The sequence below is a fragment of the Frigoribacterium salinisoli genome, assembly GCF_054781095.1.
The window spans coordinates 39,523-51,122 of the sequence record NZ_BAAGVB010000005.1; the positions used below are offsets into that span (position 1 = coordinate 39,523).

Below are 11,600 nucleotides of genomic sequence, written 5' to 3' on the forward strand. Positions count from 1 at the left end.
CGACCGAGGGCACCGGCCGGACGCGCGTCGCGCCTCCTGCCGGTGCCCTCGGTCGGTGCTGCCTACTTCACGGAGGAGCCGGCGCGACGCTTGTTGAAGACGTCGAACGCGACCGCGGCGAGGAGCACGAGGCCCTTGATGAGGGACTGGTACTCGGTGCCGACGCCGAGGATCGACATGCCGTTGTTCAGGATGCCGATGATGAGGCCACCGACGATGGCTCCGGTGACGGTGCCGATGCCGCCGGTGACGGCCGCACCACCGATGAACACGGCGGCGATGGCGTCGAGCTCGAAGCCGTTGCCGGCGCTGGGGCTGGCCAGGTTGAGCTGGCCCGTGAAGACGACGCCGGCGAGGGCGGCGAGGACGCCCATGTTGACGAAGAGCAGGAACGTCACGCGCTTGGTCTTGATGCCCGAGAGCTCGGCGGCGTGCAGGTTGCCGCCGATGGCGTAGACGTGGCGGCCGAAGACGCTGTTCTTCATCACGGTGGAGTAGACGACGACGAGCACGGCGAGGACGACGAGCACGATCGGGGTGCCCGAGTAGCTGGCGAGCAGGAACCCGATGTACATGATCAGCGCGACCGTGAAGGCGAGCTTGAGCACGAACCAGGCGAAGGGCTCGTCCTCGAGCTGGTACTTGCGACGCACGGCGCGGCCGCGCAGGCCGGACGCGACGAGCACGATCGCGGCGATGGCGCCGAGCACGAGCGTGAGCGGCTCGTAGCCGGTCTCGCCGAACGAGGGGAGGAACCCGGAGCCGATGGAGCGGAAGCCGTCCGGGAAGGGCGAGATCTGCTGGTTCTGCAGGGCGATCTGCGCTGCACCGCGGAAGGCGAGCATGCCCGCCAGGGTCACGATGAACGCGGGGATCCCGAAGTACGCGATCCAGAAGCCCTGCCACGCCCCGACCAGGGCGCCGAGCACGAGGCAGAGCACGACGGCGAGCGGCCAGGGCAGGCCCCACTGCGTGATCATGACGCCGGCCATGGCGCCCGTGAAGGCGACGACCGAACCGACGGAGAGGTCGATGTGGCCGGCGATGATCACCATGACCATGCCGATCGCGAGGATCAGGATGTAGCTGTTCTGGACGATCAGGTTCGAGACGTTGATCGGCGCCAGCGTGATGCCGTCGGTCGTGACCTGGAAGAACAGGACGATGACGATGAGGGCGAGGAACAGGCCGACCTGGCGCAGCTGGCTGGTGAGGTAGCCGAACGCCGAGGCGATGCCGCCCTTCTGGCTGCTGCGCGGCGGGCGCTGGTCGGGCAGGGTCTGGGTCGTCTTGACGGAGTCAGGCGCGCTCATCGACGGGGGCCTCTCGTTCGAGGGTCATGTACTTCAGGAGGTGTTCCGGGGTGGCGTCGGCGATGGGCACGTCAGCCGTGATGCGCCCCTCCGACAGGGTGTAGATGCGGTCGCAGATGCCGAGCAGCTCGGGCAGCTCCGAGGAGATGACGATGACGCCCTTGCCCTGGTCCGCGAGCTGGTTGATGATCGTGTAGATCTCGTACTTGGCGCCCACGTCGATGCCACGGGTGGGCTCGTCGAGGATCAGCACGTCGGGGTCGGTGTACATCCACTTGGACAGCACGACCTTCTGCTGGTTGCCGCCGGAGAGCTTGCCCGTGATCGAGGCCACCGTCGGGGCCTTGATGTTCATGCTCCCGCGGTACCGCTCGGCGACCGTCGCCTCTTCGGACCGGTTGACGAAGCCCCACCTGGCGAGCTTGCCCAGGGCCGAGCCCGAGACGTTGCGCTGGATGTCGTCGATGAGGTTGAGCCCGTAGCGCTTGCGGTCCTCGGTGGCGTAGGCGAGGCCGTGCGAGATGGCGGCCGAGACCGTGTTGGTCTTGATCGGCTCGCCGCGCTTGTAGACGGTGCCCGAGATGCCGGTGCCGTAGCTGTGGCCGAAGACGCTCATGGCGAGCTCCGTGCGGCCCGCGCCCATGAGGCCCGCGATGCCGACGATCTCGCCAGCCTTCACGTGGAGGTTGGCCTGGTGGATGATCTCGCGCGACGGGTCGAGCGGGTGATGGACGGTCCAGTCCTCGATGCGCAGGAGCTCCTCGCCGACCTTCGACTCGTGCTCGGGGTAGCGGCTCTCGAGGTCGCGACCGACCATGCCCTTGATGATGCGGTCCTCGGAGACCTCGCCGGCGTGCATGTCGAGCGTCTCGATGGTCCGGCCGTCGCGGATGATGGTGACCTTGTCGGCGATCGCCTTGATCTCGTTCAGCTTGTGGCTGATGATGATCGACGTGATGCCCTGGCCCTGCAGGCTCTTGATGAGGTCGAGCAGGTGCGCCGAGTCGTCGTCGTTGAGCGCCGCGGTCGGCTCGTCCAGGATCAGCAGCTTGACGCGCTTCGACAGCGCCTTCGCGATCTCGACGAGCTGCTGCTTGCCCACGCCGATGTCGGTGATCTTCGTGACGGGGTTGTCGCGCAGGCCGACCCGGGCGAGCAGCTGGGCCGCGTCGAGGTTGGTCTTGTTCCAGTCGATGAACCCGCCCTTCGACTGCTCGTTGCCGAGGTAGATGTTCTCGGCGATCGACAGGAAGGGGCTGAGCGCGAGCTCCTGGTGGATGATCACCACGCCCGCGGCCTCGGAGTCGTTGATGTTCTTGAAGTCGACGGGCTGGCCGTCGAGCATGATCTGCCCGTCGAACGACCCGCTCGGGTAGACCCCGGACAGGACCTTCATGAGGGTCGACTTGCCGGCGCCGTTCTCGCCGCAGATGGCGTGGACCTGACCGCGCTCGACCTCGAGCGTGACGTCCTGGAGGGCCTTCACGCCGGGGAACGTCTTGGTGATGTCACGCATCTCGAGGATGGTGTCCGCCACGTGGTGCCTTCTTCCTTCGGTGACGTGCGGTCGCGCGAGGGCGCGACCAGGGGGCGGGCCGGAGCCGCGTGCTGAGGTGGCACGCTGCTCCGGCCCGGTGGAGGGGACCTACTTGAGGTCGTCCTCGGTGTAGTAGCCGCTGTCGATCAGGACTTCCTGGTAGTTGTCCTTGGTGACGATGGTGGGCTGGAAGAGGTACGTCGGGACGACCTTCTCGCCGTTGTCGTACGTCTTGTCGTCGTTCGTCTCGGGCGTCTCGCCCTTGAGGATGTCGTCGGCCATGACCACCGACTGGTCGGCGAGCTGACGCGTGTCCTTGTAGATGGTCGAGTACTGCTGGTCGTTGATGATCGACTTGACCGAGGCCGCCTCGGCGTCCTGGCCGGTGATCACCGGGAGGTCGGACGAGCTGTAGCCGGCGCCCTCGAGGGCCGAGATGATGCCGATCGAGATGCCGTCGTAGGGCGACAGCACGCCGTCGACCTTGGTGCCGCCCGAGTAGGTCGACGCGATGATGTTCTGCATGCGGTCCTTGGCCTTGGCCGGGTCCCACTGCTGCGTGGCAGCCTGCGTGAACTGGTCCTGGCCGGAGCCGATGGTGAGCGAGCCGTCCTCGAGGAAGGGCTTCAGGGTGTCCATGGCGCCGTTGAAGAAGAACTGCGCGTTGTTGTCGTCCGAGCTGCCGGCGAAGACCTCGATGGTCTTGGGCTCCGCACCGTCGACCTTCTCGCCGGACTCGTCGATGAGGCCGAGTCCCGTGAGGAGGCTCGTGCCCTGGTCGACGCCGACCTTGTAGTTGTCGAACGACACGTAGTAGTCGACGTTCTCGTTGCCGGTCAGGAGGCGGTCGTACGAGATGACGTCGATGCCGGCGGCCTCGGCGGCGTCGAGCTGGTCGCTCAGCGAGCCACCGTCGATCGAGGCGATGATGAGGACCTTCGCACCCTTGGTGATCATGTTGCTGACCTGCTGGACCTGCGTGGGGATCTTGTTGTCGCCGTACTCGAGGTCGACCTGGTAGCCCTTCTCCTCGAGGGCGCTCTTGACGGCGTCGCCGTCCTTGATCCAGCGCTCGGAGACCTTGGTGGGCATGGCCACGCCGATGAGCGCGCCGTCGGTCGAGCCGGAGTCGCCGCCGCCGGCGTCGCCGCCGCGACCGCCGGAGCAGGCGGCGAGGGAGATCGTGAGTCCGACGGCTGCGGCGCCGACGAGGAGCTTGCGCTTGTTCACTGTGTGTTCCTTCTGTCCGTGTCACCTCGACGACGTCGTCGATGACGGATGGTGGTGCAGGGAGTGGTGCTGCTGGCGGCGCTCGCCCGGGGGCGGCGGCGCGGGTCCGGCGGGCGCTGGTGCACCGGTGCCGGGGTCGGTGGGGCGGTCAGGACCGCCGGGCGGTCAGGACCGCGGCGCGCCCGAGGGCCCGCGCAGGCGTCGGGGACCTGCGGGAGGGGAGTCGGAGAGCTGGTTCATGGCGACCTCTTCGTCAGCGGGAACGATCCGTGTGAGCGCTCACATCCGAACGCGACGGTTCATCATGCGCTCTGTGCAGGAACGTGTCAAGTCGTGATGTGAACGGTCACGTCTTCGGGGGACGGACGGAGCGTTCCGCCCCCGTGGACGCGCGGCGCCCCCGGTCGGTGGTGGTCGCGTCAGAGGGCCGAGATCGTCCAGCTGGCGACGTGCGAGGCGCCCGGCTCGAGCACGACGAGGTCGACGCCCGAGTTGAAGGCGTCGGGCGGGCAGGTCATGGGCTCGACGGCCAGGCCCGTGCGGTCCAGCTCCGGCTCGGGGCGGTCCGCGGTGTGCACCTGCACCCAGGGCAGCTCGGGGCCGAAGGACATCCGCACGCCGCGCCCGTCGGGAGCGGTGACGTCGACGTGCACCGCGCCTCCTGCACCCGGCTCGAGGCCCGTGAAGGCGTGGTCGACGAACGTGCCGCCGACGACGCGGCCCTGCCGGAAGTCGAAGCCGTCGCGCATCGTGACGTCGCGGAGGCCCAGCGGCGCCAGGCGGTCGTCGGTGACCTCGAGGTAGCGCCCGGCGGGCATCGTGAGGGTCCAGTCGTCGACGTGCCCCTCCCCCGCCACGAGGTACGGGTGGGGCGCGACGCCCCAGGGCGCGCGGGACGAGCCCACGTTCGTCGCGGAGACGGTCGTCGTGAGGCCGCCGTCGCCGAGCTCGAAGGTGGCCTCGACGGCGACGCGGTGCGGGTACCCGTCGCTCGGGGCGATCTCGGCGACGAACGTCGTCGACGCCTCGTCGTGGGCCACGTGCTCCCACTCGGCCCAGCCGAGCAGGCCGTGCAGGGCGTGACCGCGGTCGGGCTCGCTCAGCGCGAGCTGGTGCTCACCGCCCTCGAAGGCGTACCGGCCGTCGACGATCCGGTTCGGCCACGGCGCCAGGAGGGCGCCCGCGAAGACGGGCCGCACCGCGTCGACCGCGAACGGACGCACGAGGTCGCGCCCCGCGTGGCGCAGCACGCGGAGGCTGGCCCCGATGCCGGCGATCTCGGCCTCGTAGTCGCCGTGGCGCAGGGTCGCCGGGCGACCGGTGACGGGGGTGCTGTCGCTGCTCATGCCTGGTCCTCTCCGCCGAGGACGGTCCGCGCGAGGAACGCGTTGCGGAACCGGCCGTCGGGGTCCACGTCCGCGGCGTGCGCCGCGAACTCGTCGAGCCGGGGGTACGCCCGGCGCATCTCGTCGCGCCCGAAGGTCGACACCTTGCCCCAGTGCGGGCGCGGGTCGAACGGGGCGAGGGCCTCCTCGACGTGCGGCAGCGCGGCCAGCACCTCGTCGGCCCGGCGCTGCCAGGTGAAGTGGAAGGCGACGCTCTGCCGCCCGCCGCTCGGGCTCAGCCAGCCCGCGTCGGGCGCCATCGTGCGGATCTCGCCGACGAAGAGCAGGTGCGCGAAGCGGTCCGCCACCGCGCGCAGCGCCTCGATCGCGGCCGGGGCGTGCTCGGCGGGCACGAGGTACTCGCTCTGGATCTCGGCACCGTTGCTGGGGGTGAAGTCGGCCCGGAAGTGCGGCAGGCGCTCGAGCCAGGGCCCGGGCACGCCGAGCTGCTGGGTGACCGCGTCGGCCGCCACGTCGGGCAGCGGGTGCAGGGGGACGCCGGAGGCGCGCCCGCCCAGCGAGGCCGGGTCCAGGCCCGGCGCGTCCCCCACGCGGGCCTTGTGCCACACCTGGGCGACCTCGTCGCCGGTCCACCCCGTGAAGAGGCTCACGCTGTAGGCGCTGGCGACGAGGTCGTCGAAGGAGCCGAGCGCGGCGTCCCAGCCGATGCCCTCGTAGACCGTCTGCGCCACGTCGAAGGTGGGCAGCGTGTCGAGCGTCAGCGCGACGACGACGCCGAGGGCGCCGACGCCGACGACGGTCGCGTCGAAGCGGGGGTCGCCCCGTCGGACGGTCTCGAGCGTGCCGTCGGCGCGGACGATCTCGACGCTGCGCACGGCGGCCGAGAGCGCGGGGTTGCCGACGCCGGAGCCGTGCGTGCCGGTCGAGACGGCACCGGCGACCGAGATGTGCGGCAGCGAGGCCAGGTTCGCGAGCGCCCGGCCCTCGGCCTGCAGGCGCTCCGCGAGGCGGGCGTGGGTGACGCCCGCGCCGACGCGGACGCCGACGTCCTCACCGTCCGCGGCAGGCACGAGCTCGATCGGCAGGTCGAGCGCGTCGAGCGCGATCTGCACGCCGTCGGTGTCGGCCGCGTCGTTGAACGAGTGCCGCGAGCCCAGCGCCTTGACGCGGGGGGCGCTCGTCACGAGGCGCTGCACCTCGTCGACGGTCGTCGGGCGGCGGAGGTCCGACGTCGAGTACTCGACGTTCTCGGCCCAGTTGTGCATGAGGCTCCTTCGGCTCGGGCGGCGGGGGAACGGGGTGAGCGCTCACATCGCCAGGGTCAACTCTGCCGTCTCCGGCGCCGTGGCGCCACTCGTCGCCGTGGCCCGGCACCGCTCGTCCGCCGGGCGCACCCGGGACCGCGCGGCCTTGCGCGCCGGCGTCCCCCGGGGGACGATCGACGGTGGACCGTCCCGGACCCCGACGGCCCAGGAGGTGCGACGTGCCCACGACCAGCCACGCCCGCTCCACGGCCCCCTCCCCCTCGTCGCCGTCCGCACCGACCGACCTCGTGCGGTTCCAGGTCGCCGGCACCGACGTCGACGAGGCCATGGCCGTCTTCGAGGCCGGTTACGGCGCCGACCTGGCCGTGTCCCCGGGCGAGGGCGACCTCTCCTGGGCGCACACGGCCCTCGGCGATGCGACGATGACCCTGCGCACCACGCGCTTCACGGCGGCCGTGCGCGGGACGGCCCACGGCGAGGGCGACCACGTCGTGGCCTGGACCCGGCGCGGCGTCGGCACGGTCGACCGCGGCCGCAGCGACGTCGCCGTGGTCCCCCGGCAGCCGTGGCTGTTCCCCTCCGAGCGCCGGTTCGGCTACGAGCTCAGCGACGTCGAGATGAGCCTCGTGCACCTCGACCGGGGGTTCGTGCAGTCCTTGGCCGACGAGCTCGCCGTGGGTCCCGTCGGCACGCTCCGCCTCGACCACACCGTGCGCCCGTCGCCCGCCGCCCTGGCCGGCTGGCGCGCGACCGTCGCGGAGGTCGCGACCTCCCTGCACGCCGTCACGACGCCGTCGCCGCTGCTCCGCCTCGAGCTGGCCCGGCTCGCGGGCGTCGCTCTGCTCACGACGTTCGCCGACGACGCGGACCCCGCAGGAGGCGTGCTCGCCCACCGCGCGGTCCGTGCGGCCGCCGAGTTCCTCCGTGAGCACGCGCACCTGCCCGTGGGCACGGACGAGGCCGCCGCCGCCGCCGGGCTCAGCGTCCGCGGGCTCCAGCAGGCGTTCCGCCGGACGCTCGGCGTCACGCCCACCCGGTACCTCCGCGGGGTGCGGCTCGAGCGGGTCCGGGAGGAGCTGCTCGCCGCGTCGCCCGGCGACGTGCTCGTCTCGGACGTCGCCCGCCGCTGGGGCTTCGCCCACCTGGGCCGCTTCGCCGGCACGTACCAGGAGCGCTGGGGCGAGCACCCCACCGACACCCTGCGCCGCCCCGGTCCCCCTCCGCGCTGACGCGCCCCGCGCGCCGCCACGGCGCGCCGTCCGACACCCGCGCGGCGGCTCGCGCACCCGGCCGGGCGGGGCTCCCGAGCCGCCGCGCGGCGTCCGGCCGGGTCCCGGTCCCCCGAAGGGGGTCGTTGTCCCCCGGCCGTCGTCGGGGCAGGCTGGAGCGGCGGCACGGACGAGACCCGTGCGGCACCGTGACCGTGTCAGGATGGTCCGGCCAGGGGACGCGGGGGACGACATGGACGGCACGGCAGCGAGCGGCGCGCGGATCGCGGCGGGCGCCCCGCACCCGACCGAGCGCGCACGACCGACCGGCGTGCGCCTCCTGCGCGAACGGCCCCTGTCGCGCCGGCGCGCGCCCCGGTTCTTCCTGTCGTACCTGCTGCTGCCGAACGACGGCACGGACCCGACGACGCCCCTCGGCACCTGCCTGGTGCTGCGCAGCGTGGGCGGATCGCGTCCGCGTCGCGTCGTCGTCGACCTGCCCGGCGGCGCGACCCGCACGGCGGAGCGCCTGCCCACCGACGCCGCGATCGGCATCGCGACCCCCGTCGAGCTGCCGCGCCTGGTCGAGCTGGGCACCGTCTTCGTCGAGTGGGAGGCCCGCGACGGGGTCCGCCGCACCGCCTGGGTGCGCGTGCCCCCGGTGCCCGCGCGCTACCGCAGCGCCGCCTCGGCCTGACCACCGGGCCGACCCGCCCCCGGCTCGGCCGACGCCCGCCCGAGGCCCGACCCTCAGCGGATGGTCGTCACCACGTCGACGAGGCTCGGCGCGGGCGGCGCCGACCCGAACCCGAAGCGCACCGGCGGCCACAGCCGGGCGAGCCCGCCGAGGTCGCGTCCGGCGTCCGAGGCCGCGACCGCGGTGAGGTGCCGCGCCAGCGTCACGCCGTAGTGCTCGCGGCGGCCACCGCCGGCCGAGCCGGCCGTGCGGGCACCCCGGACGAGCACCCGCGCGACCGGGTCGATCAGGCGCAGCCACCCCGGCCGGGTGGCGATCCCCGCGGGCACGAGCCGCAGCAGCACGCCCAGCCACGAGACACGCCCGACCGTCAGCCGGAGGTGCAGGGCGCCCGCCTCCACGGCCAGCCCCCCGTCGACCTTCCGCCACGACACCGGCACGACCCGCACCTCGTCGAACGAGTACGTGGACGACACGTAGTCGGCGACCGCCTCGCTCGGCGCCAGCAGGAGGCGGTGGCCGGCCCGGTCCTCGACCATCACGTCGGCGAAGCGGCCGAGCGGGGAGTCCTCCCACATGCCCACGACGACGCGCGTGCCCGACGTGGTGCCGAACCCGGCGATGCGACCCTCGAAGCGGTCCTCGAGCCTCCTGCCCGGCACGCTCAGTACCCCTGCTCGACGTCGACGACGCCCTCGGGCTCGCGCCCCTCGGCGAGCGCCTCGACGTTGGCCCGGACGCGCGCCTCGAAGAGCGGCTCGGTCATGGCGTCGGTGTTGGCCTGGTGCGGCGTGACGAGCGCCCGCGGCTCGGTCCACAGCGGGTGGCCGTCGGGCAGCGGCTCGGGGTCCGTGACGTCGAGCCCGGCGCCGCCGAGGCGTCCCGCGGCGAGGGCGTCGACGAGCGCGTCGGTGTCGACGAGGCCGCCCCGCGCGATGTTGACGAGGACGGCGTCGTCGGGGAGCAGCCCGAACGCGCGCGCGCCCAGGAGGCTCGTGGTGCCCTCGGTGAGCGCGGCCGCGACGACGAGGACGTCGGTCTCGGGCAGCACGTCGTCGAGCTCGTCCGCCCGGACGGTCCTGTCGGCGCCGGGCACGGCCTCCTGCTTGCGGCGGACCATGGTGACGTGCACGTCGAAGGGCTGCAGCAGGCGCAGCAGCTCGCTGCCGATGCCGCCGGCGCCCACGATGGTCACGCGTCGGCCGTTCAGGCTCAGGCCGCGCTGCTCGTCCTCCCACGACGTCGCCCGGGCGCGCACCTGCAGCTGGCGCAGCGTCGCGAGCACGAGGGCGAGGGCGTGCTCGGCGACGGGGGCGCTGTAGGCCCCCTTGGCGCTGGTGACGACGAGGCCGTCGCGCTGCGTCGCCCGGAGGGTCTCGAGGTAGGAGTCGATGCCCGCGCTGGGCAGCTGCACGAGGCGGATCGCCGGGTGGTCCTCGATCGCGCGCCGGAGGTCGTCCTGCTCGACGCCGCCCGCGACGACGAGCAGCTCGGTCTCGTCGCCGAGCGCGACCTCGCGCGCGCCGGCGGCCTCGAGGGCACGCCGCGCGGGAGGCCAGCCCCAGGCGCCCTGGTCGGCGGCGGTCCCCGGGGCGTCCGGGTCGAGGGCGGGCAGGACGGTGACGGCGAGGGTGCTCATGCGGGCCACGGTAGGCGCGACGACCGGGTCTCGATCAGATCACGATGCCCCCTCAGGTCTTCCGACCCCCTGGGAGGGGGGTGCCATCCTGGGACGCGTCCGTGCAGCGCTCGCGCCGCGGACGTGGAGGCGCCCCGGGTCAACGGCGACGCGGGGCTCCTTCGCACCTCCCCGGCCCGGCCGCGCGTCAGGTCGAGGGCCCCGCCCCCACGTGCTCGAGCACGACGGGGTCGGTGCAGCCCCGGGCGAAGCCGCGGATGCGGCGGTCGATGTCGCGCTGCAGGACGACGACGCCGATCCGCTCGGCGAGCGGGGCCAGCCAGCGCGGCCGACAGGTGAAGTTGTAGCGCCACACGGCGAGCGTGCTGCCGGGCTCGCCCTCGACCGGCGTGAAGCGCCAGCCGCCGCCCATGCGCTCGAAGAACCAGGACCCCTCCGTCATCTTCATGCCGACGTTCGTCGGGGGCGCGTACGAGACGTACTCGCTCACCATGCGGAACCCGAAGCGCTGGACGGTGTCCGTCCGCACGCCCTTGGCCGGCACGGTCGCCCCGTCGAGCAGGTGCTGCCGCCGGATGAAGGGGTCCCAGCGACGACGGAGGGGCCCCTGCACCTGCGAGACCGCGAACGCGACCCAGGGCTCGACCGGGACGACGCAGCGGGACTCGACGACGGGCACGCGCCCATCGTGGCACGCCACGGGCGTCGGTCGTCGAGCGTCGAGCGTCGGCGTCGGCGTCGGCGTCGGCGTCAGTCGTCGCCGAAGCGCCGTGCCGCGTGCAGCTCGAAGGCGGACACGAGCGCGCGCAGCGCCGAGGTGAAGGCCGGGACGCTCGACGGGCCGACCACGTCGGAGAACACCTCGAGGTAGAACTGGACCTCCTCGGCGAGGATCGCCGCGCCGGCGGGTGCCAGGCGCAGCACGCTGCTGCGGCGGTCGGTGGGGTGCGCGATGCGCTCGAGGTACCCGGCGGCGACCATGCGGTCGGTGAGGGCCGTCGTCGCCCCCGACGAGAGGTCGAGGTAGGCGCTGATCTGCTTGGGCGTCGGGGCGTCGTACTCGCGCACGAAGTAGAGGCTGCGGAGGTCCGAGACGCTGATGTCGTGGTGGGCCGCGACGCCCTTCAGGAGCGCCTCGGCCCGCAGCTGCGCGGAGCCGAAGGCGTCCATCAGCTCGGCGACCGCCCCCAGCTGGTCCGGTGCCGGGCCCGCGAGGGACGGGGCAGGGGCCCCGGTCGGATCGTCGACGGCCGATGGGGGGACGGTGCTGCTCATGTGCGCTCCTCGCGGGTGGTACGGGACGCTTCCGTGCGTGCCGTTCGTCCATCAAGCATCTCACTGGTCGAGGCACTTGTCACGGTCGTG

11 protein-coding genes are annotated in these 11,600 nt (G+C 72.8%); 2 read left to right on the plus strand and 9 right to left on the minus strand.

The features are described from left to right. Window positions 1–62: 62 nt before the first annotated feature. The 5 genes from mmsB to ACYVHQ_RS11805 form a co-directional block, all read right to left on the minus strand. The gene (gene mmsB / locus ACYVHQ_RS11785) at window positions 63–1,313 is read right to left on the minus strand and encodes a multiple monosaccharide ABC transporter permease (protein WP_460513263.1); all 1,251 of its coding nucleotides are present in this window, start codon (window positions 1,311–1,313) and stop codon (window positions 63–65) included. Next, the gene (mmsA, locus tag ACYVHQ_RS11790; RefSeq protein ID WP_460513581.1) at window positions 1,300–2,829 is read right to left on the minus strand and encodes a multiple monosaccharide ABC transporter ATP-binding protein; all 1,530 of its coding nucleotides are present in this window, start codon (window positions 2,827–2,829) and stop codon (window positions 1,300–1,302) included. The genes mmsB and mmsA overlap by 14 nt, the downstream gene beginning before the upstream one ends. 129 nt (window positions 2,830–2,958) lie before the next feature. Next, entirely contained in the window at window positions 2,959–4,080 is a 1,122-nt protein-coding gene (gene chvE / locus ACYVHQ_RS11795) for a multiple monosaccharide ABC transporter substrate-binding protein (protein WP_460513265.1), read from the minus strand. Window positions 4,081–4,499: 419 nt separating this feature from the next. Beyond that, on the minus strand, window positions 4,500–5,426 hold the full coding sequence (locus tag ACYVHQ_RS11800) for an aldose 1-epimerase family protein (protein ID WP_460513267.1): 927 nt from the start codon (window positions 5,424–5,426) through the stop codon (window positions 4,500–4,502). Continuing rightward, window positions 5,423–6,691 carry an FAD-binding protein gene (locus ACYVHQ_RS11805; protein WP_460513269.1) on the minus strand — a complete coding sequence of 423 codons (1,269 nt, stop codon included), beginning with the start codon at window positions 6,689–6,691 and terminating at the stop codon, window positions 5,423–5,425. Before ACYVHQ_RS11805 ends, ACYVHQ_RS11800 begins: the two co-directional genes overlap by 4 nt. A 218-nt stretch (window positions 6,692–6,909) precedes the next feature. Between ACYVHQ_RS11805 and ACYVHQ_RS11810 the strand changes: the two genes are divergently transcribed. Together ACYVHQ_RS11810 and ACYVHQ_RS11815 are read left to right on the plus strand one after the other, a co-directional pair. Beyond that, window positions 6,910–7,920 carry an AraC family transcriptional regulator gene (locus tag ACYVHQ_RS11810; RefSeq protein ID WP_460513271.1) on the plus strand — a complete coding sequence of 337 codons (1,011 nt, stop codon included), beginning with the start codon at window positions 6,910–6,912 and terminating at the stop codon, window positions 7,918–7,920. 202 nt (window positions 7,921–8,122) lie between these two features. After that, window positions 8,123–8,596, plus strand: a complete 474-nt coding sequence (locus ACYVHQ_RS11815; RefSeq protein WP_460513273.1) for a hypothetical protein — start codon at window positions 8,123–8,125, stop codon at window positions 8,594–8,596. A gap of 53 nt (window positions 8,597–8,649) precedes the next feature. Here the strand turns inward: ACYVHQ_RS11815 and ACYVHQ_RS11820 are convergent, their stop codons facing one another. The 4 genes from ACYVHQ_RS11820 to ACYVHQ_RS11835 form a co-directional block, all read right to left on the minus strand. After that, entirely contained in the window at window positions 8,650–9,258 is a 609-nt protein-coding gene (locus ACYVHQ_RS11820; protein ID WP_460513275.1) for a hypothetical protein, read from the minus strand. A 2-nt stretch (window positions 9,259–9,260) separates the two neighbouring features. After that, complete coding sequence (locus tag ACYVHQ_RS11825; protein WP_460513277.1) at window positions 9,261–10,235, minus strand: D-isomer specific 2-hydroxyacid dehydrogenase family protein; 975 nt, start codon at window positions 10,233–10,235, stop codon at window positions 9,261–9,263. A gap of 187 nt (window positions 10,236–10,422) precedes the next feature. Then, window positions 10,423–10,914, minus strand: coding sequence for an SRPBCC family protein (locus ACYVHQ_RS11830; protein WP_460513279.1), 492 nt, complete (start codon window positions 10,912–10,914; stop codon window positions 10,423–10,425). Window positions 10,915–10,985: 71 nt separating this feature from the next. Further along, window positions 10,986–11,510, minus strand: coding sequence for a MarR family winged helix-turn-helix transcriptional regulator (locus ACYVHQ_RS11835; protein WP_460513282.1), 525 nt, complete (start codon window positions 11,508–11,510; stop codon window positions 10,986–10,988). Between the last annotated feature and the right edge of the window lie 90 nt (window positions 11,511–11,600).